The 23,269-nt window shown below is 63.0% G+C and carries 20 protein-coding genes; 14 read left to right on the top strand and 6 right to left on the bottom strand.

All coding sequences use genetic code 11. The annotated features are described in order from the left end of the window. Positions 1–73 precede the first annotated feature (73 nt). The 3 genes from CFB81_RS18350 (at position 74) to CFB81_RS18345 (ending at position 2,382) form a co-directional block, all read left to right on the top strand. Complete coding sequence (locus CFB81_RS18350) at positions 74–1,156, top strand: AraC family transcriptional regulator (protein ID WP_089436109.1); 1,083 nt, start codon at positions 74–76, stop codon at positions 1,154–1,156. A gap of 81 nt (positions 1,157–1,237) precedes the next feature. Then, positions 1,238–1,783 (top strand): hypothetical protein, encoded by a 546-nt coding sequence (locus CFB81_RS36175; RefSeq protein ID WP_069618602.1) that lies wholly within the window; start codon positions 1,238–1,240, stop codon positions 1,781–1,783. After that, entirely contained in the window at positions 1,780–2,382 is a 603-nt protein-coding gene (locus tag CFB81_RS18345) for a hypothetical protein (RefSeq protein ID WP_179236004.1), read from the top strand. The genes CFB81_RS36175 and CFB81_RS18345 overlap by 4 nt, the downstream gene beginning before the upstream one ends. Before the next feature lie 24 nt (positions 2,383–2,406). On the opposite strand, the gene CFB81_RS18340 is transcribed toward CFB81_RS18345, so the two are convergent. From CFB81_RS18340 to CFB81_RS18330, 3 genes are all read right to left on the bottom strand, one after another. Further along, entirely contained in the window at positions 2,407–2,856 is a 450-nt protein-coding gene (locus CFB81_RS18340; protein ID WP_089436107.1) for an aconitase X swivel domain-containing protein, read from the bottom strand. Further along, a complete protein-coding gene (locus CFB81_RS18335; protein WP_089436106.1) occupies positions 2,849–4,096 on the bottom strand; it encodes an aconitase X in 1,248 nt (415 codons plus the stop codon). Before CFB81_RS18335 ends, CFB81_RS18340 begins: the two co-directional genes overlap by 8 nt. A 210-nt stretch (positions 4,097–4,306) precedes the next feature. Beyond that, positions 4,307–4,735: a MarR family winged helix-turn-helix transcriptional regulator gene (locus CFB81_RS18330; RefSeq protein WP_069618606.1), complete on the bottom strand. Its 429-nt coding sequence runs from the start codon at positions 4,733–4,735 to the stop codon at positions 4,307–4,309. 89 nt (positions 4,736–4,824) lie between these two features. On the opposite strand from CFB81_RS18330, the gene CFB81_RS18325 reads away from it, so the two are divergent. From CFB81_RS18325 to CFB81_RS18295, 7 genes are all read left to right on the top strand, one after another. Further along, positions 4,825–5,745, top strand: coding sequence for a LysR family transcriptional regulator (locus CFB81_RS18325; RefSeq protein WP_089436105.1), 921 nt, complete (start codon positions 4,825–4,827; stop codon positions 5,743–5,745). A gap of 104 nt (positions 5,746–5,849) precedes the next feature. Next, the gene (locus tag CFB81_RS18320; RefSeq protein WP_089436104.1) at positions 5,850–6,281 is read left to right on the top strand and encodes a MarR family winged helix-turn-helix transcriptional regulator; all 432 of its coding nucleotides are present in this window, start codon (positions 5,850–5,852) and stop codon (positions 6,279–6,281) included. A 64-nt stretch (positions 6,282–6,345) separates the two neighbouring features. Next, positions 6,346–7,440, top strand: coding sequence for an HlyD family secretion protein (locus CFB81_RS18315; protein WP_089436103.1), 1,095 nt, complete (start codon positions 6,346–6,348; stop codon positions 7,438–7,440). 13 nt (positions 7,441–7,453) lie between these two features. Beyond that, positions 7,454–9,028 carry a DHA2 family efflux MFS transporter permease subunit gene (locus CFB81_RS18310; protein ID WP_069618609.1) on the top strand — a complete coding sequence of 525 codons (1,575 nt, stop codon included), beginning with the start codon at positions 7,454–7,456 and terminating at the stop codon, positions 9,026–9,028. 18 nt (positions 9,029–9,046) lie between these two features. After that, a complete protein-coding gene (locus CFB81_RS18305) occupies positions 9,047–10,489 on the top strand; it encodes an efflux transporter outer membrane subunit (protein ID WP_089436102.1) in 1,443 nt (480 codons plus the stop codon). A gap of 357 nt (positions 10,490–10,846) precedes the next feature. After that, positions 10,847–12,166 (top strand): EAL and HDOD domain-containing protein, encoded by a 1,320-nt coding sequence (locus CFB81_RS18300; RefSeq protein WP_256976254.1) that lies wholly within the window; start codon positions 10,847–10,849, stop codon positions 12,164–12,166. 384 nt (positions 12,167–12,550) lie between these two features. Further along, positions 12,551–15,064, top strand: a complete 2,514-nt coding sequence (locus CFB81_RS18295) for an EAL domain-containing protein (RefSeq protein WP_089436100.1) — start codon at positions 12,551–12,553, stop codon at positions 15,062–15,064. A gap of 47 nt (positions 15,065–15,111) precedes the next feature. Here the strand turns inward: CFB81_RS18295 and CFB81_RS18290 are convergent, their stop codons facing one another. Next, positions 15,112–15,522 (bottom strand): TIGR02594 family protein, encoded by a 411-nt coding sequence (locus CFB81_RS18290; RefSeq protein ID WP_089436099.1) that lies wholly within the window; start codon positions 15,520–15,522, stop codon positions 15,112–15,114. A 194-nt stretch (positions 15,523–15,716) separates the two neighbouring features. On the opposite strand from CFB81_RS18290, the gene CFB81_RS18285 reads away from it, so the two are divergent. The 3 genes from CFB81_RS18285 (at position 15,717) to CFB81_RS18275 (ending at position 19,339) form a co-directional block, all read left to right on the top strand. After that, positions 15,717–16,628 (top strand): LysR substrate-binding domain-containing protein, encoded by a 912-nt coding sequence (locus CFB81_RS18285; protein WP_089436098.1) that lies wholly within the window; start codon positions 15,717–15,719, stop codon positions 16,626–16,628. A 139-nt stretch (positions 16,629–16,767) separates the two neighbouring features. Next, complete coding sequence (locus CFB81_RS18280) at positions 16,768–18,084, top strand: MFS transporter (protein WP_089436097.1); 1,317 nt, start codon at positions 16,768–16,770, stop codon at positions 18,082–18,084. 13 nt (positions 18,085–18,097) lie between these two features. Further along, positions 18,098–19,339 carry an amidohydrolase family protein gene (locus CFB81_RS18275; RefSeq protein WP_089436096.1) on the top strand — a complete coding sequence of 414 codons (1,242 nt, stop codon included), beginning with the start codon at positions 18,098–18,100 and terminating at the stop codon, positions 19,337–19,339. Between the two features lie 200 nt (positions 19,340–19,539). On the opposite strand, the gene CFB81_RS18270 is transcribed toward CFB81_RS18275, so the two are convergent. Beyond that, a complete protein-coding gene (locus tag CFB81_RS18270) occupies positions 19,540–19,836 on the bottom strand; it encodes a hypothetical protein (RefSeq protein WP_089437053.1) in 297 nt (98 codons plus the stop codon). Between the two features lie 457 nt (positions 19,837–20,293). On the opposite strand from CFB81_RS18270, the gene CFB81_RS18265 reads away from it, so the two are divergent. Beyond that, positions 20,294–22,159, top strand: coding sequence for an ATP-binding protein (locus CFB81_RS18265; protein WP_089436095.1), 1,866 nt, complete (start codon positions 20,294–20,296; stop codon positions 22,157–22,159). Between the two features lie 443 nt (positions 22,160–22,602). On the opposite strand, the gene CFB81_RS35575 is transcribed toward CFB81_RS18265, so the two are convergent. Continuing rightward, positions 22,603–22,881, bottom strand: a complete 279-nt coding sequence (locus CFB81_RS35575; RefSeq protein WP_143328612.1) for a hypothetical protein — start codon at positions 22,879–22,881, stop codon at positions 22,603–22,605. Positions 22,882–23,269 lie beyond the last annotated feature (388 nt).

Here is a 23,269-nt window from a genome sequence, read left to right as displayed (position 1 = left end):
TGATTCGGCCAATAAGCGATGCCTGCCATCGTAGGCGCGCGCTGCCTTGAACGTGAGGGGGCAAACAGCCATAATGCTTGTCATTTCCGGCCAAATCGACATGACTTCCCCGTCTCGAAAGGATCGCCTCGGGCTGCGCCGGCCAACGATTCCGGTCGCCTATCCGCGTCTGCTGCTGCAGGCGCTGGCCGCGCGCGGCGTCGACCTGGCCGCCGTGCGCGCCGGCACGGGCCTGCGCGACGCGGTGCTGGCCGAGCCGGACGCGCGCGTCGCGCCGTCGCAATGGGGGCGGCTGGTGCTCAACGCGATCGAAATCGGCGGCGATCCGGGCATCGGGCTCGCGTTCGGGCTACTGTTGAAACCGACCGTGCACGGCTTTCTCGGCTACGCGACGCTGACCGCGCGGGACATCCGCGAAGCGCTGTCGGTCACGCAGCGCTACTTCCGGATGCGCAATCGCCAGTACCGGCTGACCTATGCGGAAGACGGGCGCGGCGCGACGCTCGAGTTGCACGGTGTGCAGGCGAACCCCGTGCTGCAGCATCACGTGATGTTCGAGTTCGTGCTGACGGGGCTCGCGCAGAACGTCTCGCAATGGTCCGGGCGTGCGTCGCCGCCGATCAGGCTGCAATTCGCGTGGCCGGAGCCCGCGTATTTCGCGCGCTATCGCGATACGTTGCCGCCGGTGGCATTCAGCTGCGCGGCCAACTCGGTGTGGATCGCGCGCGACGTGCTCGACTGGCCGCTGCCGCTCGCCGACGAAGTCGCGCACCGGCAGGCGCTCGTGCAGGTCGAGCGCGAATATGCGCAGGTGCGGCAGGAGGAAGGCGATCTGGTCGAGCGCGTGCGGGCGGAACTGGCGCGCGCCGCCGGCGATTATCCGGGGCCGGACATGCTCGCCGACGCGCTGCTCGTGTCGACGCGCACGCTGCGGCGCCGGCTGGAAGAAGCCGGATCGAGCTATCGGCAATTGCTCGACGAAGCGCGGTTTCGCGACGCGAGGCAGTTGCTCGCCGCGTCGGATCTCGATCTGAAAACGATCGCCGAACGGCTGCAGTTCACCGACCCGGCGAATTTCACGCGTGCGTTCCGGCGCTGGGCCGGGCAGACGCCGAGCGCGTTTCGGGAAGCGGCTGCGGGTGCTGCACGCGAGTGACGCCCGGATGCCGTCGGCACGAGATGCCTGCCCGCAGTTTCATCGGTATGATCAATGCCACACCGGTGCCCCGTCCTGCCTATGCGCAATCACACTACCCTGATCGAGTCGACGATCGACCGTATCGATACGAATCTCATTCGTATCGAAGCCGACATCAAGAAAGTGCCGCTTTACCGCCTGACGATGCAGGACGCCTGCTACTTCATCGCGGCCTACGATATCGACGCGGAGGCGTTCAAGCAGGTCGATCAACTGAAGCCCGGGATGGCCGTGCGCGCGTGCATCTTCGACGATCGCGGGCGTCGCCGGATCGCATGGATCAGAAGCGATGACGTGGCGATCGCGCCTTACGATGCGTTCAGCCAAAGGAACAGCAATCTGTCGCTGCTCACGTGGGCGTCATGCATCTTCATACTGAGCCTGCTGAGCGGGGCCGCCATATTCAAACAGGGCTGGGCACTCGTCGGCGCCATCAACGTGTTCGTGAGCATCATCAGCATGCTGGGTACTTTGCTCGCGATTGCCGGCCTGTCCGAACTGGCTTTTCAGCCGCAGCGGCGCGAGGCCTACGAGAAGTGGCAATCCGAACCGGCCCGTTTCACCGCGGAACGGAGCAACGCATGACCGATCGCACCATGCAGATCGCATCCGGCTGCGTGACGTCCGTCAGCCAGACGACGATCAGTACGAAGGTCTGGAGCAACAACCTCGGCTGGACCACGCAAAGCATCGAGGAAATCGCGCTGCAACTCGACACGTTCGACGCGCTGCTCACCGTCAGGACGGACAGCACGCGAAGCCTGTTCATCGTCGCCGGCGACCGGCTGACCGTGGCGTACGCGCGAAGCGGGGATCGCGCCCGCCTCTACGGCATCCGGAACGTCACCGACGGCTCCGTGTATCTCGTTCGAACCGCGCAAGTCGCCGGTGCACGCACCGATACGTTCGTTACGATCGGCATGCTGTGCGTCATCCTCTGCGTCACCGGCATCCTGTCCGCGGTGCAACGCAGCACGGACGGCATGCTCGACATATCGATGGCGTTCGGTGCAACCGCGATCGGCTTTTTCGTGCTGAGCGCGATGCTGCGCGCCGTGTTCGGCGTCGTCGTGTGGCCCGAAATCCGGCGGCTCAAGCAGCCCGGCGGCAGGCGCGAGATGAATGCCGCCCGCCGTGCGCTGTCGCTCGCGAGCGCCGAGACGCGAAACATTCGCTTCCTCTGACGCGAACGACGAGCGCTCGGCGTATCAACGACCGATATAAACCCGCGCGCCGCCGTCCCCCTCGCCCGCTTCGATCCGCACGTCGCCCGTGGCAGCGGCGATCGCGTCGTACACATCGTCGCTCACGCACACCACCGGCACCGCAATCGCATACAGCTCGGCGGCCACGATCGCGCCGATCGAGATGATCAGGTCGCGCTCCTTCAGCACGATCCCGACCGGCCCGGTGCCGTTGCGCACCGCTTCCGCGAGCACGCTGCTGCTCGAACTCGATCCCTTCGCGTGCGGCATCACCATCACCTTGCCGGCAAGGCTCGCGCCGGCCTGCGGATGCCCGCGATCGACGATCCTGCCCGCGCCCGAGTCGTAGCCGCCCCAGAAGCTGAGCGGCTTGTCGAGGACGAACGGCCGCGCGCACACGCTGCCCGGCACGAGCGTGTCGCCCGTCAGGAATTTATCCATCGCTTCAGTCATCGAATCGCACCTTGCCTTCGTACGCGGACCGCACGCATTCGCGCATGCTGCCGTACGCGACCGTCACGCCGATGTTCGCGGGCGCATACGACGCCCATTTCCCCGAATTGGTCATCACCAGTCCCGACAACCGCTTCATCACCGGCGTGATGTACGTGCAGGTATCGACGACGATCTGGACGCCGCGCGCGGCGAATTTCTCCGCGAGGCCGGCTTCCTCCAGCTCCCACAGAATGAAGCGGCTCGTGTTCACGTAGAAATCGCAGGCCGGCTTGCCGTCGAACGCGTCGAGCAACGTGTCGAGCGTGCGAAATTCGGCCAGCGAGAAATGCGGCGTGCCGAGCGCGACCGCGACCAGCGCGTCGCCGGCCGCGCCGTGATTCAGCGTGCGGCGAATCTCGTCGAGATCGGCCATCGCGATATCGATCGTGCGTTGCGCGGCGCGCCCGTGCAATGCTGCGTCGAGCGTCGGCGCCTCGGGCGTCACGCCGACCGCATGAAACAGCGCGACGGCCCCGCTCGATGCGGCGGCCGCGCCGAGCGCCTTGAGCTCGTCCTCGGTGGTGTCCGCGGGTAGCCCGACGATCGCCGGCACGACCGCGCCCGCGAGCTTGCCGACCGTCAAACCGAGCGCGGCGAAATAGATGTCGCGCGACGGCAGGCCGGTGAAATCCGGCGCATTGAACACGATCCGCGCGGCGCGGTTCGCATCGACATGCAGCCCCGCATACGGCGCGCGCCCGGTGATCGCGGCGGCCAGGTCGAGAAAATCGCCGTAGCGGCTCGTGCGCGCGCCGAGCACCGAATTCGCGAACACGATCGCATTCGATTCGGCCCATGCGATCTGCTCGCCCAGCGCGGGACGATTCTTCAGTTGATACGGCGCGCACGTGAAGCTCGATTCGCAGCCGAGCAGCACATGCGCGTCCATCAGGCGCTGCGCATCGCGCTGGATCGTGCGATCGCCGTGATACAGCTCGGGATGGATCAGGTCGAGCGACCCGACGTTCAACGTGGTCGGCACCGCGACCTTCGCGCCCGTGTCGACGAAATAGTCGACGAAATCGAGGCTCGTCTGGCCGTGATACAGACAGCCGTCGATATGGGCAGACGTAATGTCGATCAGGTGCGGCGCGGACATCACTTGCGCGGTGCGCGCGACGATCCGCATCGCGCGGGCGACGCCGTGCCCGAAATCCCCGCGCAACATGGCGTCGTCGCGGTCACTCAACTGCAGCATCGGTTGCTCCTCGTGACGCGTGCCGACCGGCGCGGCGGCGCCGGCTCATGGAATCAGTCAGAGGACTCTACAACTGGAAACAAAAACTGTCCAGATTTCATTCAATCCGGACATCAGTGAAACCAATTTTTGCAACCGACCGCTTTTAAGTCTGCCAATGGCTCGAATTCCATACCAGTTGATCGCCCGGCCGCCCCACCCGCCCCTCGCCTAACGTTCCGCCGTCAGGCTGAACAGCTCCGCGCGCAACGCCTTCGCGCGATCGCGGCCGAACTGCGTGTCGAATTCGTCCTGCGCGGCCTGCCACGCGACTGTCGCCTGCGCGAACGTGCGCTCGCCGAGCTTCGTGAGGTGCAGCGCGTGCGCACGCGCATCGTGCTCGGACGCCGCCGTGGCGACGAAACCGTCGCGCTGCAACGGCTTCAGCGCACGCAGCAACGTCGTGCGATCCATCACCAGCGCATCGGCGAGTTCGCTCATCAGCAGGCCGGGCCGGCGTTTGAGGTTCACCATGATCGAGAACTGGGCCGGCGTGACGCCGACCGGGGCCAGATGGCGTTCGTACAGTTGCGTGACGAAGCGCGCCGCCTGACGCAGCGCGAGGCAGTTGCACGCCTCGGAAATCGGAATGTCGTTCATGTTTCCGAATCTATATGTGCATATGCATAAAGTCAATGTACACTCCGCCGTAACATGGCCGGGCCGGCCATCGCGTCAAGGAGACGGACATGGACTACATCGACAAGCTGCGCATCTTCCGGTCGGTGGTGGAGATGCGCAGCTTCACGCGCGCCGCCGACATGCACGGCCTCGCGCGGCCGGTCGTATCGCGCGCGGTCGCGGATCTGGAGGCGCGTTTCGGCAGCCGGCTGCTGCACCGGACCACGCGCCAGGTGTCGCTGACCGAAACGGCCGAGCGCATCTACGAGCGGTGCGCGGCCGTGCTCGACGAACTCGACGCGCTCGAAGTGGAAGCGCAGACGCACACGCGCGAGCCCGAGGGCCTGCTGCGCCTCGTGGCCCATACGACGGCCGCGCTGAACCGGCTCGTGCCGCTGATCGCCGGCTTCAAGCGCGCACACCCGAACGTGCGCCTCGACGTCACGCTGACCGAGCGCCCGGTCGATCTGGTCGGCGAAGGCTACGACATCGGCATCGTCGTGCCGTACATGCTGACGAGCGAGTCGACCGTCGTGCGGCTGGTCGAGCGCATTCCGGTCGTGATCGTCGCGACGCCTGCGTATCTGCAAACGCATGCGCGCCCCGAGACGCCCGCCGACCTCGCGAATCATCCGTTCGTGCCGATCTCGCCGTCGCTGCGCCGGCCGGCGCTGTCGTTCCGTGTCGACGGCAACATGCTCACCGTGCCGTTCCGCTTCGACATCTCGTCGAACAGCCCCGTTTTCAACCGCGAAATGGTGATGCACGACTTCGGCATCGGCGTCGTCCCGAAAACGCTCGTCGAGGCACAACTCGCGTCAGGCGCGCTCGTGCAGTTGCTGGAAGACGCCGATCTCGTCGATGCGTTCGTCGAAATCAAGCTCGCATACGCGAACCGCGCGCTGCTGCCCGCGAAGGTGAAGGCATTTATCGACTACACGGCCGCGTACTGCGACCGAGAAGGCTGGATCGTTCCGGCCGCGGCGTGACCGGCGCGAGCGCGCCTTTCCGACGCCGATTGGTACAGCCACGACACCAATCTGATCCTGTCCCGCTCCTCGCTTCGCCCCGCCCCGCCGCCTAACATGTGCACATGCACAATACCACGCTCACCGATGACGATTGCTTCGCGGTCCGGCAAGCCGCCCGGCGAATCTCGCAGTTCTACGAGCGTTACCTGTCGCGAGCGGGCGTGACGCCGTCGCAATACAGCATCCTCGCGCTGCTGCGCGAGCGACCCGGCCTGACGATGGCGACGCTGTCGAACGTGCTGGTGATCGAACGCACCGCGCTGCTGCGCGCGCTCAAGCCGCTCGTCGGCGCGGCGCTGGTGACGGGGCGGATCGAGCCGCCGTGCCGCGGTCAGACGTTCGCACTGACCGCGCACGGCGAAACGAAGGTGGCCGACGCGCACGTGCACTGGCTCGCCGCACAGGAAGCGTTCGAGCGGTGCTTCGGGTCGACGCAGGCGGCCCGCCTCAGAGACGAATTGTTCCGGATCACGCACAACCTGCCGGAACGCTAACCCTTTTCCCGATCGACACGACGTCGTCGATCGTTTTGATTAGTGCATATACATAGGTGATTCGATGGATACGACCCAAGCCGCTGCCTCGTCACGCGAAGCAGCCACAACCGAGCGGCCCGCGAAGCAACAACGCCGCGTGCCGTGGATGCGCATCGCGGTGGGCGCCGTCGTCGTCGTGGTCGCGGCCGCCGCGCTCGATTGGCTGTTCGTGCTGCGCTTTCAGGAAAGCACCGACGACGCGTATGTCGGCGGCGACGTGACGGTGCTCGCGCCGAAGGTCAACGGCTTCGTCGACAAGATTCTCGTGACCGACAACCAGCGCGTGAAGGCCGGCGACGTGCTCGTGCAGCTCGATGCGCGCGACTACGACGCGAAGCTCGCGCAGGCCAGCGCCGAAGTCGACAGCGCGCGCTCCGCCGTGACCGAACTCGAAGCGAAGCAGCAACTGCAATACGCGGTGATCGGCCAGCACGCGGCGGACAAGAACGCGTCGTCAGCCGAACTGACGCGCGCCGCATCGGATCGCGTGCGCTATCGCGAGCTCGTGAAATCGGATGCCGTATCGAACCAGATCGTCGAGCGCGCGGACGCCGATTATTCGAAGGCCGGCGCGGCCGTCGAACGCAGCGACGCCGCGCTGCTCGCGTCGAAGCGGCAGCTCGACGTGCTCGGCGCGCAGCTCGCCGATGCGCGGGCCCGCGTGAACACCGCACTCGCCGCGCAGCGCGTCGCGGCGCTCAACGTCGAATACACGACGATCCGCTCGCCGGTCGACGGTTACGTCGGCAACCGCACGGGCCGCGTCGGGATGCTCGCGAACGTCGGCGTGCCGCTGCTGACCGTCGTGCCGGCCTCCGGGCTGTGGATCGATGCGAACTTCAAGGAAGACCAGCTTCGCAAGATGCGCGCGGGCGACCGCGTCGACGTCGCGCTCGATGCGTCGAGCACGCGCCTGCATGGCCGCGTCGACAGCCTCGCCCCCGCGACCGGCGCGACCTTCAGCGTGCTGCCGCCCGAGAACGCGACCGGCAACTTCACGAAAATCGTCCAGCGCGTGCCCGTGCGCGTGCATCTCGATCCGCAGCCGGGCATCGAGCACGTGCTGCGCCCGGGGCTGTCCGCGGTCGTGACCGTGCATACCGACCACCAGCACTGAGCGGGAGCCGACGATGACCACCGCGTTTTCCGGCGACCCCGCGTCGCAACCGACCAAACAACGCGTGTTCGCGTTCGCGCTGATGTGCGTCGGCTTCTTCATGGCGACGCTCGACATCCAGATCGTCGCGTCGTCGCTGCGCGACATCGGCGGCGGGCTGTCCGCGAGCCAGGACGAACTGTCGTGGGTGCAGACCGCGTACCTGATCGCCGAGATCATCGTGATCCCGATGTCGGGCTGGCTGTCGAAGGTGATGTCGACGCGCTGGCTGTTCGTCGCGTCGGCCGTCGGCTTCACGATCACCAGCATGCTGTGCGGGCTCGCGTGGGACATCAATTCGATGATCCTGTTTCGCGGGATGCAGGGCGCGCTTGGCGCCGCGATGATCCCGACCGTGTTCACCACCGCGTTCGTGCTGTTCCCCGGCAAGCAGCGGCTGATCGCATCGACGACCATCGGCGCGCTCGCGTCGCTCGCGCCGGCGATCGGCCCCGTGATCGGCGGCTGGATCACCGACCAATGGTCGTGGCACTGGCTGTTCTACCTGAACCTCGTGCCCGGCATCGCGGTGGCCGCGCTCGTGCCGCGCTACGTGCATATCGACGCGCCCGACCTCAGCCTCGTCAAGCGCGGCGACTATCTCGGCATCGTGCTGATGTCGGGCTTCCTCGGCTGCCTCGAATACGTGCTCGAGGAAGGCCCGCGCAAGAACTGGTTCGGCGACGACGCGATCGTGGTCTGCGCGTGGATCTCCGGCATCTGCGGCTTCCTGTTCATCGTGCATGCGCTGACCGCGAAAGATCCGATCGTCGACCTGCGCGCGCTCGCCGTGCGCAACTTCGGGATCGGCAGCCTGCTGTCGTTCGTGACCGGCATCGGGATCTTCGTGACCGTGTTCCTCACGCCGCTGTTTCTCGCGCAGGTCCGTGCGTTCAGCTCGCTGCAGATCGGCATCGCGCTGCTGTCGGTCGGCGCGTTCCAGTTGATCGCGCTGTGCGCGTATGCGTTCGCCGCGCGCTACGTCAGCATGCGGGCGTTGCTCGTGTTCGGGCTGATCTGCTTCGGCCTCGGGTGCTACCTGTACACGCCGATCACGCACGACTGGGGCTGGCAGGAACTGCTGCTGCCGCAGGCGCTGCGCGGCATCGGCCAGCAGTTCAGCGTGCCGCCGATCGTGACGATGGCGCTCGGCTCGCTGCCGCAGTCGCGGCTGAAATCGGCGAGTGGCCTGTTCAATCTGATGCGCAACCTCGGCGGCGCGATCGGTATCGCGGTGAGCGCGACGATGCTCAACGACCGGCTGAATTTTCATTACCTGCGGCTGAACGAGCACGTGAGCGCCGGCGAACCGCAGGTCGCGTCGCTGCTCGACCGCCAGGCCGCGTACTGGGGATCGGTGGCCGGCAATACGCTGAATACCGCGCAGGCCGGGCTCGCGAACCTGCACCGGCTGATCTATCGCGAAGCGCTGACGCTGACCTATGCGGATGCGTACTACGCGCTGTCGCTGTGTTTCGTCGTCGCGCTGCTTGCCGTCGTGTTTTCCAAACCCATCACGTTGAACGCGCCGCCGCCGGACGCGCACTGAGGCCCAGGGATCATCATCATGAAGAAGCTACTCGTCGCGCTGGCCGTCAGCGCATTCGCCGCCGGGTGTGCGGTGCAGCCCGCGCAGCATCCGGCGCTGAACGAATCGGTTCAGACGCTTGCGCCCACCGCATGGGATACCGACGTGCCGCGCGCGGAAGTTGACGCCGCCGCCTGGTGGGCGCAATTCCACGACCCCGTGCTCGACCGGCTGATCGCGACCGTGCTCGACGGCAACCTCGATCTGCAGGCCGCCGCCGAACGCGTGAAGCAGGCGCAGGCGCTGACCGTGCAGAAGCGCGCGGTGTTGCTGCCCGAACTCGACGCGACCGCGCATGCGGCCGACGCGCGGCAGAACACGCCGCCGCCGCTCGGTTATGTGCGGCAGGCCGGCGCGGGGCTCGCGCTGAGCTGGTCGCCCGATGTGTTCGGCGGCGAACGGCTCGATTTGCTGGCCGCTCAAGCGGAGTGGGTCGGGCAGAAGCACGCGGAAGATGCGATGCGGCTCGCGCTCGCGGCCGATACGGCAGCCGCGTATGTCGATCTGCGCTGGGCCCAGCAGGAATTGAAGATCCTGCAGGACAACGCGAAGATCCGGCAGCATGCGCTCGAACTCACGCGCAAGCGGCAGGCGTTCGGGCTGTCGACGGAGCTCGACGTGACGCGCGCGCAGAATCAACTCGATGCGCTCGAAGCGCGGATTCCGCCGACGCAGGCGCAGATTTCGCATCAACTGAATCTGATCGCCGTGTATTCCGGGCGGACGCCGGAATCGGTCGATCGGCTCGTGCTGGCGCGGGCCGGCGAGATTCCCGCGCCGCCGGTCGGCGCGCCGGGGACGTTGCCTTCGCAAGCGTTGTTGCGGCGGCCCGACGTGCTGACTGCCTACGCTCGAGTCGAGCGGCGTGCGGCGCAAGTGGGCGTGGCGAAGGCCGAGCGGTATCCGAAGTTTTCGCTGAACCTCACGGACGGAATTCTGGCGGCTTCGTATCTCGGGTTGCCGACGTTGACCGATAACCTGTTCAGCGCGGCGCTGAGTGCGACGAGCCCGATCTTCAATGCGGGGCGGATTACCGCCGATATCTCGCAGAGCGAAAGCCGGATGCGCGAGTCGGAACTCGGGTTGCGGCAGACGATGCTGCAAGCGCTGCGGGAAGTCGAGGATGCGCGCGCGAATCTCGTCAGCTCCGATGAGGCGACGCGGCGGCTCGATAGTGCATTGGCGGCTTCCGATAAAGCGCTCGGGTTGGCGAATCAGCTTTATAAGGGCGGCGCGACCGACTTCCTGGACGTGCTGTCGGCGCAGGAGGTGTATCTGCGCGATTCGGATTCGCTCAACCAGGTCAAGCGCGAGCATGCGCTGGCGGCGGTGGCGTTGTATCGGTCGCTTGGGGGTGGGTGGAGCCGGAACGATGCGGCCGGCGGGCCGCCGACGGAAACCGAGGCCGTGGCGAAAAACTAGGCGCCGCACATGGCGCCGAAGTCAGCCGCCGGACTCGCACACCACCGCGGCTCCTCCCACACACATCCGGCCCCCAGCCCGGCCAGCGTCGGCCCGGCCCGCCGCGCCACCCACTCCGATCGCGCAAACCGCCGCGACGGACGATTGGGATACCTTCTAGGCGACCACCCGTGTCGCGAGTAAACTGACAGGAGGCGCAAACCGCGCGGGTCGGCGCCGGCCCGGAAGGGCCGCGCGCATCTTCGTGAACGTTGAAGAAGCCGGAGGCGGCGTCGGTCATCGGCGCAACGAACTCCCCGGATGCGACGGATACCCGCCTGGCATCCGCGAGACCTCAACTCAAAGGGAACGTTCAGATTGAATACGAGCGCACCGTCGCCCCACCCCGCCGACGATCAACCGGAGTCGGGCAGCAAAACCGGCACACCGGAATACGTCTACCTCGGGCGGCAACCGATTCTGGACCGCAGCGGAGCGTTGATCGCATTCGAACTATTGTTCCGCTCCGGGACAGCCAATCGCGCCCACATCACGGATGACGCCGCCGCCACCGCGCAGGTGATCGGGCGACTCATCGGCGATATCGGCCTCAACGCCGCACTCGGCGATCGCACCGGCTATGTGAACATCGACCGGACGGTGCTGATGTCCGACATCGTCTGGTTATTGCCGCATGAACGCTTCGTTCTCGAAATCCTCGAAACGGTGACGTTCGACGACGCGCTCTGCAAGCGCTGTAGCGAACTGCGGCGCGCGGGCTACCGGCTCGCGCTGGACGATGTTTCCGAGGTTTCCCCCCGCCTGTTCGAATTTCTCCCTTACGTCGATATCGTCAAGATCGATTTTCTCGAATGTCCGCGCGAGCACCTGGCCGAACTGATCGGCGCCGTCAGGCAGCACGGGAAGATGTCGGTCGCCGAGAAAATCGAAACGCCGGAGGACCATGGCGCCGCCATGCAAGCGGGCTTCGAACTGTTTCAAGGCTACTACTTCGCGAAACCGCAGGTGCTGACATCGCGACGCGTCACGCCATCGCGCGACGCGCTGCTGCGCCTGCTCGTGCTTCTGGGCGGCGAACCGGAGATCGTGGCGCTCGAAGCCGAGCTCAAGCGCATCCCAAACCTCGTCATTCCCCTTCTGATGCTGCTCAATTCGAGCGCGGTGGGGCTCAGCCAGCCCGTTTCATCACTGCGCGAGGCGATCATGCTGGTCGGCACGCGACAGATTACGCGCTGGACCCAGTTGCTCCTGTTTGCCGATGAGCGTCTGGATGCGTTGCGCTCCGATCCGCTGGCACAGCTATGCGGCGCGCGGGCACGATTCATGGAGCTGGCCGCGGCCCGGCTGCGGCCCGATGACGACCGGTTCGCCGCTACCGCGTTCATTGCGGGCGTGTTCTCACTGGTTCATGTGCTGTTCGGCAGCACGATCGAGGACGTCGTCACGACGACGCCGATTCACGCCGATATCCGGCGGGCACTGCTCGAACGGCATGGCGAACTGGGTTGGCTCTTGAACGCCAGCGAGGCAGCGGAATCGGGCGACTTCGACGCCATCCGCGCAGTGTGCAATGCATCGCCGATCTTCACCCCGAACGACCTGACCCTGCTCTGGCTCGCTGCCGCCACGTGGTACGACGATCAGGTGCGAGGACTACCCGCACACCGCCCTCAGTAAGCCTCGCAATAGGCGGCGCGACGACCGCGCCGTCAATCTCGCCTTGCCCGCGGCCGCTCGATTTGCCGCCGCGTGGCCCGAACGTTGTAATCGCACTCAACTCCTGGCCGGATCTGCCGTTAACTCAGGGCGGCGGCCCGTGCGAGGGCGACGCGCCGGCATGCGGTTTCGCCGGACAACGGGGCATCGATCGCGCTCTCGGGGCAAAAGTGCCGCGCTCGTCGCCGCGACACCTCGAACGCGGGGTCGATTCCGCGCGGGCGAGTTCGATGAGTGCGCAACCAGTCGGGGCGAGCAAGATCACGCCTTGCCGGCCGGCGTGGGTGCGTCCGACGGTTGCCGGACCGAAGCGCGCCGGCGAGGATTTTTCGTCTTGGTTAGAGAATGTATCCGAACAGCTACGATGTTCCGATTGCGCGCCTCGTCGCGCGCCAGATTCTGTCCTGCGCGCCCGCCACGCCGGTGCGGGAGGCCGCGCGACGCATGTTCGCCGAACGTTGCAGCTCGATCGTCGTGATGAAGGAAGAACAGGTCGTCGGGATCTGGACCGAGCATGATGCACTGTCGGCCGGCGACAATCCGGGCGAGCTCGATCGGCCGGTCAGCGAGGTGATGAGCCATCCGGTGCTGACGCTCGAGGCCGACACGCCACTGGGCGAAGCCGCGATGAAGTTCAAGCAGTCGGGCGTGCGGCACTTCGTGGTGGTGCGGGATGGCGCCGCGATCGGCGTGCTGACGCAAACCGACGTCGTCGTGAACCAGGGCCCGGAATTTTTCCTGCACCTGAAGCCGATCGAGTCGATCCGCATCCATCCGCCCGTCGTGGTGCCCGAGCAGGCCGGACTGCACGACGTCATCGCGCAGATGCGCGCGCAACGGCTCGATGCGATCCTCGTCGGCTACGACGACGGCGAGCACGGCATCCTGACCGAACGCGACATCGTCCGGCTGCTGGCGGACGGCGGCGCCCAAGGCACGGTCGGCGCCCATGCGAGCAAGCCGCTGCAGATGCTGACCGCCAAGCAAAGCCTGTATGCGGCGCAGCGCTTCATGACCGAACACAACATGCGGCATGTCGGCATCCGGGACGACGATGGCAGACTGACCGGGCTGCTCTGCTTCGCGGATGTGCTGCAGAGCATCGAGCACGAATACGCGAACGAGCTGCGCAGCGCGTTGCGCGAGCGCGACGAAGCGCTGGGGCTCGCGCGCTTCAACCTGCGCATGGCGGATCGGGTGTTCGAATCGGCACTCGAAGGCATCATGGTGACCGACCGGCGCGCGCGGATCGAGCGCGTCAACCAGGCGTTCACGCGCTTGACCGGGTACAGCGAGGATGAAGTGATCGGGCGCAACCCGGGCTTGCTGAGTTCCGGGCGCCAGACGCCCGATTTCTACAAGCAGCTGTGGCATTCGCTCACGACCGATGGCCACTGGCAAGGCGAAATCTGGAATCGCCGCAAGACCGGCGAGCTGTTTCTCGAATACCTGACGATCACCAGCATTCGCGACAGCGCAGGCGAGATCTCTCACTACGCGGCGATCTTTTCCGACATCACGCAGCGGCGCCAGGCGGAGGAACGGCTGGGCTATCTCGCCACGCACGACGTGCTCACCAACCTCGCGAACCGGATGCTGTTCGAGGAGCGGCTCGCGCACGCGATCAGCCATGCGAAGCGGTTCGGTCGCAAGGTCGCGGTGATGTACCTCGATCTCGACCGCTTCAAGCTGATCAACGATACGCTTGGCCACAACGCCGGCGACGAGGTGCTGAAGACGGTCGCCGAGCGCATCGTCGCCAATGTGCGCGCGAACGACACGGTGGCGCGCATGGGCGGCGACGAATTCGCGCTCGTGCTCGAGGAAATCGACGACGTCCGCGACGTGGGACGCGTGGCGCGCAAGCTGCTCGACGAAGTGGGACGGGCGATCGATATCGGCGATCGCGAGATCTTCGTGACGCCCAGCATCGGCATCAGCATCTATCCGGACGACGGCACCGCGGCGGAGGACTTGATCCTGCTCGCGGACCAGGCCATGTACGGCGCGAAGAGCCGCGGCAGGAACGTGTTTCAGTTCTTCGAGAGCAAGATGACGTCGTCGGCGATCGAGCAACTGGAAACGCTCGGCGAACTGCACCGCGCGCTCGAGCAGAATGAATTCCGCCTGTTCTACCAGCCGCAATACGATCTGGCGAGCGGCCGGATCGTCGGCATGGAAGCGCTGCTGCGCTGGCTGCACCCGCACCGCGGCCTGGTGCCGCCGGGCGACTTCATCGGGCTGGCGGAGCGATCCGCGCTGATCGTCCCGATCGGCAGATGGGTTTTGCACGAAGCGTGCCGACAGGCGCGCCGCTGGCTCGACGAGGGCTTCGAGTTCGGGCGTGTGTCGGTGAACGTATCGGCGCGGCAGTGCTTTACCGACCACTTCCTCAGCGACCTGACGACCATTCTCAGCGAAACCGCGTTGCCGGCCGAATACCTGCAGCTCGAGTTGCTCGAAAGCATGGCGATGAACACCCGCGAGGAAATCGGCATCCTGCTGCGCGAACTGGCGACGCGGGGAATCAGCCTGGCGATCGACGATTTCGGCACGGGCTATTCGTCGCTGGTGTATCTGAAGGATCTGCCCGTCGATACGCTGAAGATCGATCGGTCGTTTCTCACGAACTGCGGTTCGGGCAGCACGGACGACGCGATCGTGCGCGCGATCGTGGCGATGGGGCGTGCGCTGGGGCTCGACGTCGTGATGGAGGGCGTCGAGACGGCGAAGCAGCTGGCCTTCCTGCAGGAGATCGGCTGCCACCACGGGCAGGGTTTCCTGTTCGCGCGGCCGCAGCCCGCCGAGCAGTTGGTCGGCGTCTCGTCGCGCCGCGGCGCTGAACTGTTGATGGAGTGAGGCGATCGCGGGGCGCTGTTTGCTGCTTTGCGCGTGCCGCTGCACGGTCACTCGGTGGATGGCCAACGGTAGCCGATCACTTCATGCAGCGGATACGCGAGTTCGCGGACTTCTTCCAGCTGGTTGCCGCCGAACAAGTGGACGTGTTCGGCATCGTGACGCAGGTAGAAACCGACGTGCCCTTTCCAGCTCGTCGGGTCGTCACGCGTCAGGATCGCGATGCAGCCGTAGACCGGGCGCTCCAGCGGTTTGCCCCATTCGAGCCACGAGCGTGCGAGCGCGGAGCCGGTGCCGCGAAATCCGGCGTGCGCCATGCACCAGTTCACGAACGACGAGCACCAGGAAATCTTGTCGTCGTAGCCGACCAGGTTCGTCTGGTTGTTGTATTCGACGATGCGCGGGTTGATGCTGCCCGGCGGGTGGCGGCGGATGCCGAGTTCGGCCAGCGCGACGGGCATCCAGGGTGGGTGGACGGCTTTCACGTTGCTCTCAGGGTTTGATAGGGTCACGTCGTTCTCGGGTACGTGTCGGTGCTGTTTCGCTCAATCTTCGCATGAATGAATACGGCGAATCCACAGCGCCCTTCACGGGTTGCGATTTCCGTCGGATCCACCCGTATCATGGAGGCAGCGCCCTCGACTTCCTGCCCGCCATGCGCATCACGCCCCTGCCGCCTCTTCAGTGCCTCATCGCGTTCGAAGCCGCCGTGCGGCACGCGAGTTTCACGAAAGCCGCGGCCGAACTGCACCTGACCCAAAGCGCGGTCAGCCGCCAGATCCAGCAGCTCGAAGAATTCCTCGGCCGCTCGCTGTTCGTTCGCGAACACCGTTCGCTACGGCTGACGATCGCCGGCGAACAATACGCGGCACAAGTCCATCATTTGCTCACGCAATGCGCCGAAGCCACGCACGACGTGATGAAACCGTACGGCGATCTCGAACTGACGATCGCGTGCTCGTCCGGCGTCGCGGTACTGTGGCTCACGCCGCGGCTGCCGAACTTTCGCGCCACGTATCCGAACATCAAGCTGCGCCTGATCGTGCGCGACAGCCTTGCATCGATGTCGCCCGCGGAATTCGACGTCGGCGTCTACTACGTGCGCCAGCAGGCACCGGCCGAATACACCGCACGCCGGCTGTTCGACGAAGAAGTGTTCCCCGTCTGTGCGCCCAGCTATCTGGCCGGCCGCACGCTCGACGCGGCCGATCTCGCGAACGAAACGCTGCTGCGCCTCGAAGACGGCCAGCGCCAATGGATGTCGTGGTCCGAGTGGTTCGACATGAACGACGTCGACCGGCAGAAGGCGCAGCCGCAGGACATCTCGATCAACTCCTATCCGCAGATCGTGCAGATGACGATTCTCGGTCAGGGCGTGTCGCTCGGCTGGCGCTACATGATCGACGCATGCATCGAAGCCGGGCTGCTCGTGCGTGTGACGGAAGCGTCCGCGAGCCACGGCGGCGGCTATTACGTGATCTCGCCGAACGACCGCGCGCAGAACCAGGCCGCCCGCCTGTTCACGCGCTGGCTGTTCGACCAGGCTGAGCAGCAGACCGGGGCCTGAATGCCCCGGGCGCGACGCATGCGTGCAGCGCATGCAGGCATGCGAATCTTTCGTTTCAGAAAAAAATCCGGCTCTCCTTAGCATGGGATTCATGCGGGACAGCCGTCCCGTCTTCGGACTTCTGACAAAGGAAGAGACCATGCAAGGAACGCTTTCCCCGCGCGCCGCGCCTGCCGTCGATGCGGCGGTGCAACAGCGCCGCCGCGCCATCGTCGCGACCGTGATCGGCAACGGCCTCGAATGGTTCGACTTCACCGTCTACAGTTTCTTCGCGGTGATCATCGCGAAGCTGTTCTTCCCGACCGGCAACGAACTGACGTCCGTGCTGCTCACCGTCGCGACGTTCGGCGTGGGCTTCTTCATGCGGCCGGTGGGCGGCATCGTGCTCGGCGTCTATGCCGATAAGGTCGGGCGCAAGGCCGCGCTGTCGCTCACGATCCTGCTGATGGCGGCCGGCACCGCGCTGATCGGGATCGCACCGACCTACGAACAGGCCGGCATCGCCGCGCCGCTCCTGATCGTCGTCGCGCGGCTGCTGCAAGGCTTCTCGGCCGGCGGCGAGATGGGCGGCGCCACCGCGTTCCTCACCGAATACGCGCCGCCGGAGAAGCGCGCGTATTACTCGAGCTGGATCCAGTCGAGCATCGGCTTCGCGGTGCTGCTCGGTGCGGCGACCGGCACGTTCGTCACGACGTCGCTCGACACGCAGGCGCTGCATAGCTGGGGCTGGCGGCTGCCGTTCCTGCTCGGGATCATCGTCGGGCCGGTCGGCTACTTCATTCGCAGCCATATCGACGAGACGCCCGCGTTCAGCGCCGTCGAATCGCAGGCGAAGGAAAGCTCGCCGCTGAAGGAAGTGCTGCACACGTATCCGCGCGAGACGTTCGCGAGTTTCTCGATGGTCATCCTGTGGACCGTCTGCACCTACGTGCTGCTGTTCTACATGCCGACCTATTCCGTGCGCACGCTGCATCTGCCGCAATCGACCGGCTTCACGGCCGGCATGGTCGGCGGGCTGATGATCATGTGCTGCTCGCCGATCGTCGGGCGACTCGCCGACGTGTGGGGACGACGCGTGTTCCTGTCCGGCGCGGCGCTCGCGATCCTCGTGCTCGCGTGGCCGATGTTCTCGTGGATCAACCATGCGCCCGGGTTCGCGTCGCTGATCGTGTTCCAGGCCGTGTTCGGCGTGCTGATCGCCGCCTATACGGGGCCGATCCTCGCGGCGTTCGCGGAGCTGTTTCCGACCAAGGTGCTGTCGACCGGGTTATCCGTTGCGTACAACTTCGCGGTGACGATCTTCGGCGGGTTCGCGCCGTTCCTGATCACGTGGCTCATCGCCCGCACCGGCAGCAACATGGCGCCCGCGTTCTACGTGATGCTCGCGGCGGCCGTCAGTTTCGTCGGCACGCGCTTCGTGAAGGATGCAAAGCGTGCGGCCGCAACGACTCGATAAGGATATTTCTCCCATGACCATTACCGTGCTTCAAGGCGGCAACGTGCTCGACCTCGAACGAGGCGTGTTGCTCGAACATCATCATGTCGTGATCGAAGGCGAGCGGATCGTCGAAATCACCGATCGGCCGGTGGATTTGCCGAACGCGCAGGTGATCGACGTGCGCGGCAAGACCGTGATGCCGGGGTTCATCGATTGCCATGTGCATGTGCTGGCGTCGAATGCGAACCTGGGCGCGAATGCGACGCAGCCGAATATTCTCGCGGCGATTCGGTCGCTGCCGATTCTCGATGCGATGTTGTCGCGCGGGTTTACCAGTGTGCGGGATGCGGGGGGCGCGGATTGGAGTTTGATGCAGGCCGTTGAGACGGGGTTGATTCCGGGGCCGCGGATTTTTCCGTCGGGGAAGGCGTTGTCGCAGACTGGTGGGCATGGGGATTTCCGGCCTCGGGGGGATTTGCTGGAGCCCTGCTCCTGCTGTTTCAGGACGGGGGCGATTGCGCGGGTGGTCGATGGTGTTGAAGGCGTGCGGCTTGCGGTGCGTGAGGAGATTCAGAAAGGCGCGACGCAGATCAAGATCATGGCGTCAGGTGGGGTCGCTTCGCCGACTGATCCGATTGCCAACACGCAGTATTCGGAGGACGAGATTCGGGCGATTGTTGATGAGGCCGAGGCCGCGAATACTTATGTGATGGCGCATGCGTATACGGGGCGGGCGATTGCACGGGCTGTGAGATGCGGCGTACGGACGATCGAGCACGGGAATCTTGTTGATGAAGCGGCGGCGGCGCTCATGCATGAGCGGGGGGCGTTTGTGGTGCCGACGCTCGTGACTTATGACGCGTTGGCTAAACATGGGGCGGAATTTGGGATGCCGGCGGATTCCATCGCGAAGGTGGCTTCCGTGCAACAGAAAGGACGCGAGTCGCTTGAGATTTATGCGAAGGCCGGGGTGAAGATGGGGTTCGGGTCGGATCTGCTCGGCGAGATGCATGCGTTTCAGTCCGGGGAGTTTCGGATTCGGGCGGAGGTGCTGGGGAATCTGGAAGCGCTCAGGTCGGCGACGACGGTGGCGGCGGAGATTGTGAATATGACCGGGGAGCTTGGGGTCGTTGCGGTTGGGGCGATCGCCGATCTCGTCGTGCTGGATGGGAATCCGCTCGAGGATATTGGCGTCGTGGCCGATGAAGGCGCGAAGGTCGAGTATGTGTTGCAGCGGGGAGCGGTTGTGAAGCGGCGGGCCGGCGGGCGGTGATTTAACGCCATTCGGGTATTTCGGCAGGCGCGATGTGGCCTCACGGGCCTTGCGGTCGTGACAGTTGTTGAAGGTCACTAGAGGTGTGAATCGCGGCGTTCGCGGCAATGGCCGGGGCGGTGTCGCCCCGGCGGTCAGTCGTGTTCATGCAACGCCTGCGTTCCACTCGCTAGAGCCGCATCAAGCGACCCTTGCAGGTGTTAGAGCGGCGACGGTCCCCGGTCAGGATCGTGGTACGGCTGCTCTCGCAGCGCCAACTGGCTGTAGTCCGGCGTGATCGTGATCGATCGGTCGACGTCGCTGACTCTCAGGTACACGCGGTCGCCCGGCTTGAAGCCGAAGAGCTTGAAATTGATATCGATCGCCTTCATCCACGGCAGGTACGGCCAGCCTCGTTTGGGTAGGTCCGGGTAGTTGCGAAGGACCAGCTCAAACGTCTTCTGCATGTTGACGGGTTTGTTCTTTCTACGACGTGGCTTAGTATTGGCGTCAGCCATTTCCGACTCCTGTGTTGAGTTGGTGGTGGTCAGCGGGTCGTATGGGTTGCCGCCCATGCGGCCCGCGCTTCTTTGGTACCTCGGGGTTCCCCTTCTTTCTCCCCTCTTCGCTGGGTCTTGTTGGGCAAGACGGCTTTATTTCGACCATCGGTTCGGAGAGGGCTGCGTTCGGCTTCCGATGGTGAGAAGCAAGGCTTCATGACCAGTGTAGTCGGACTGGCATCTCAGAAATGGGGAAATGAGGGGGATTGGCCGTTAGGTATAAGGATGTGCATGCCAAATGTGCGAAGCCGCCTCGTCTAGCTCAACCATTACGCGGGCCCGCTCTTGATGCAGACCTATTCGAGCGAATCCGATTCGCAATGTGCGCAAAATCGAGGTAATCTCTTAGCAAGGCCCTTCCCGCGCGGGGCACGAGTGACGATAGGACCAAATTCACGACGAATACGAGACCAAAATGAGTGCAATAGCAACCGCCGAAAGAGCAAAAACAGCCATAGACCTCGGAGAAAGCCACTTCCGAGAATTCAAGAGCGCATTAGATGGCCGCCCCGGGGAAAAGAAAAAACGGCCCATCAAGGAAATTGCCACGGATATCGCACAAACCCTCGTTGCGTTCGCAAATGCTGACGGCGGTGAGTTGTTGGTCGGAGTAGAAGATAACGGAGAAATAACGGGCATTCCGACACTCTCAGCCAACGAATGGGAAATTCTAGATAATGCGACCCGAGATAGAATACATAAAGATACACCGCTACCTTCAGTAAAGCGACAAAAGATTTCAATTGATGGCAAAACACTGCTCTACCTCTCAGTCCCAAAGAGCACCGAATATGTCCACGTAACGTCAGACGGGCGCTGCCTCCAACGACGAGACCTTGAGTCAGCTCCAGTTTCTGCCGAAGTTATTCAATTCGACAGACGCGAGAAAGGATCACGAGAATATGACAGGCAATTTGTAGACGGTGTCACCGCCGACGACCTCGATCTCGATTTAGTTCGCATCGTGGCGGATCAGTTAATGAAAGGAATGTCCGTCGAGAAATGTCTTCAATATCTCGAATTAGCAGAGTACGGTAACTCCCAACTTCGTTATCGGCGGGCGGCATTGCTTCTTTTTTCTAAAGATCCCTCCAAGTGGCACCCACGCCTTCAAGTACGAATTCTGAAAGTAGACGGTGACGAAGTAAAAACCGGAGAGGCCTATAATATCGTATCCGACAATATAACCAGAGGAAATGTACTCCGATTAGTCGACTCCGCCTGGGAAGCACTGCGTCCACACCTAGTTCAAACAAAGATTGACAAGCAAGCACGTTTCGAACAAAGATCGATATATCCTGAGCTCGCATGTCGCGAAGCAGTTCTCAACTCGATCGCACATCGCGACTATTCGGATGAAGGCCGAGGAACAGAGATATATATTTTTGACAATACACTAGAAATCCGAAATCCCGGAGCACTTCTTTCAACAATTAGAATCCGAGACATTATGGAGCGAAAGGGGGTCCATCAGTCCCGCAACACGTATATTTCGAGAGTTCTGAGAGAACTTGGGTATATGCGCGAGCTTGGAGAAGGAATGAGGCGCATATATGATTTAATGCACTCAAATGAACTAGCACCCCCGCAACTCGAAAGCACAACAGACGGCTTTAGCATCACACTAACAAATAAAGCCATGTACTCACAAAATGACTTACTTTGGTTGAGTCAATTTGACGGCTTCGATCTCGACAGAAAGCAAAAAGCTATTGTGTTGCTAGGACAGGGTGGGCGCATCTTTTCCGCCGCTAATGTATGGGATGCAGTCGGAATTGTCGACACAGAAGATTATCGAAAACTGGTCGATTCACTTCTCAAAATGGGAATTCTTCAAAACGAAGTTGAGCGCAGCGTTGCGCAAAAACTTGCACGAAGAAAGAAAATTCCATACAAAGAATACCCTCGCTACAAGATTGGCTTACCTCAACACGAGAAAACGGACAACAAGACCAGCGAATCTACGCACCCAACCATTAAATCCGAAAATACAACCAGCGAGCCCATTAATCTCGATTCATGCCGAATATTCATCGGAAATCTTCCGCCTGATACTGGAAATCAAGAATTGTTTGATATTTTTTCAGAAATCGGAGACATTGTAGACCTTCGCGTACCTCGCTACGGAACCCGATCGAAAGGCTTCGCCTTTATTGAATTCTCATCGCCGGATTCAGCAAAAATCGCAATCAATAGAACCGAAAACAATCCCATCTCATACAAAGATAGAAAATTAGTAATCAATGCCGCTCTTCGAAAAACAGGAAAGACAACCAGCTAGCATAGTTTTTAAAACAAAGGCGGTCGCCAGCAGTACTTTTACTGGCATATTGGGATACCATACATCCGGGACCCGTGATTTCGTGGAGCGAGGCATATCATGAGGTGTAAAAGTTTATGGATATTCCGATGAAGAAGAAAGGCAACCTGTAGCGCGTTAGGCAGCAGCCCGCGGGCTGCTGCCTGAACTACCCAAGGAACTGCTGGGCCAGTTGGTCAAGGGGCCGATGACGCCGGCCGAGGTGCAGACCTGATGTTGGCGTTCAACGTATCGCAGCCATCAGAGCTAGGGCTCGGCCAAAGTAGCGATTCAGCATTCAAGTTTCGACTTAAAGTAACGGTTCTAAGTCGATATGTCGACGTTGGAAGCAGATTGATGGCCTCAACAAAGTTGCCCTCGAGACAGCCGCTCTGCCCACGCTCGACTGAAGTTTCGTGCCGTACTCAAACCCACGGCAGAGCCTCCAGGCGCGGTGTTGAACCGATGGCAGCAACGATCTTATCCTTCAGGCGCATGGGTAAGGGTATACCATTCGCAGCGACGGGCGTCGCCAAATACTCGGCGATTTTATCTACCAGCCAGACAGTGAACTGATTAGCCTCCTGCTCCAAAAATCGTCTGACAGATTCTCCCAAGGCATCTTTCGTCGGATCAATAATTGCGGCGCCCGCCGCCTTAAAACCCGCCACCTTGAATTTTACAGAATCGCTATTTTTCACCATACCTTGATTGTGCGACAACGTATGACGGATCTGAAATGTACATCTTAATGCTCGTAGCAACGCAAGGTGTGCCGCACTCGCATTCGCGTTACTTTATTTATAGCGCTTCGCATTAACCAACATTTGCGTCACCTCATCTATCGTATCCAAATCATGGAATAGCTGATGCTCAAATATGAGCGCAGGGATCGATGTCGCACCGGATATATTCCAAAGCACTCTAGCCTCCACTGATGCCTTTATACGACTCGGCGGCACATACCGCCTGATTTCCCGCCCTAGCCGCACCATCGTCGTCTTGTAGAACGTCTCAAATGCGTTAAATACTCCCAACAAAAGTAATTGCTCCGAGTACCAGCGATATTTCCTGTACGTTGCCGGTTTCGGA

It is taken from the genome of Burkholderia sp. AU28863, from assembly GCF_002223195.1.
GTDB lineage: Bacteria > Pseudomonadota > Gammaproteobacteria > Burkholderiales > Burkholderiaceae > Burkholderia > Burkholderia sola.
This window is presented reverse-complemented; position numbering and strand designations above follow the sequence as displayed.

Bases quoted from the DNA above. Each gene is read 5' to 3' on its own strand.
- CFB81_RS36175 (WP_069618602.1), top strand. From the start codon at position 1,238: ATGCGCAATCACACTACCCTGATCGAGTCGACGATCGACCGTATCGAT.
- CFB81_RS18295 (WP_089436100.1), top strand. From the start codon at position 12,551: ATGTATCCGAACAGCTACGATGTTCCGATTGCGCGCCTCGTCGCGCGC.
- CFB81_RS18330 (WP_069618606.1), bottom strand. From the start codon at position 4,735: ATGAACGACATTCCGATTTCCGAGGCGTGCAACTGCCTCGCGCTGCGT.
- CFB81_RS18325 (WP_089436105.1), top strand. From the start codon at position 4,825: ATGGACTACATCGACAAGCTGCGCATCTTCCGGTCGGTGGTGGAGATG.
- CFB81_RS18275 (WP_089436096.1), top strand. From the start codon at position 18,098: ATGACCATTACCGTGCTTCAAGGCGGCAACGTGCTCGACCTCGAACGA.
- CFB81_RS35575 (WP_143328612.1), bottom strand. From the start codon at position 22,881: ATGGTGAAAAATAGCGATTCTGTAAAATTCAAGGTGGCGGGTTTTAAG.
- CFB81_RS18285 (WP_089436098.1), top strand. From the start codon at position 15,717: ATGCGCATCACGCCCCTGCCGCCTCTTCAGTGCCTCATCGCGTTCGAA.
- CFB81_RS18350 (WP_089436109.1), top strand. From the start codon at position 74: ATGCTTGTCATTTCCGGCCAAATCGACATGACTTCCCCGTCTCGAAAG.
- CFB81_RS18280 (WP_089436097.1), top strand. From the start codon at position 16,768: ATGCAAGGAACGCTTTCCCCGCGCGCCGCGCCTGCCGTCGATGCGGCG.
- CFB81_RS18335 (WP_089436106.1), bottom strand. From the start codon at position 4,096: ATGCTGCAGTTGAGTGACCGCGACGACGCCATGTTGCGCGGGGATTTC.
- CFB81_RS18315 (WP_089436103.1), top strand. From the start codon at position 6,346: ATGGATACGACCCAAGCCGCTGCCTCGTCACGCGAAGCAGCCACAACC.
- CFB81_RS18340 (WP_089436107.1), bottom strand. From the start codon at position 2,856: ATGACTGAAGCGATGGATAAATTCCTGACGGGCGACACGCTCGTGCCG.
- CFB81_RS18305 (WP_089436102.1), top strand. From the start codon at position 9,047: ATGAAGAAGCTACTCGTCGCGCTGGCCGTCAGCGCATTCGCCGCCGGG.
- CFB81_RS18320 (WP_089436104.1), top strand. From the start codon at position 5,850: ATGCACAATACCACGCTCACCGATGACGATTGCTTCGCGGTCCGGCAA.
- CFB81_RS18345 (WP_179236004.1), top strand. From the start codon at position 1,780: ATGACCGATCGCACCATGCAGATCGCATCCGGCTGCGTGACGTCCGTC.
- CFB81_RS18290 (WP_089436099.1), bottom strand. From the start codon at position 15,522: ATGCCCGTCGCGCTGGCCGAACTCGGCATCCGCCGCCACCCGCCGGGC.
- CFB81_RS18310 (WP_069618609.1), top strand. From the start codon at position 7,454: ATGACCACCGCGTTTTCCGGCGACCCCGCGTCGCAACCGACCAAACAA.
- CFB81_RS18265 (WP_089436095.1), top strand. From the start codon at position 20,294: ATGAGTGCAATAGCAACCGCCGAAAGAGCAAAAACAGCCATAGACCTC.
- CFB81_RS18270 (WP_089437053.1), bottom strand. From the start codon at position 19,836: ATGGCTGACGCCAATACTAAGCCACGTCGTAGAAAGAACAAACCCGTC.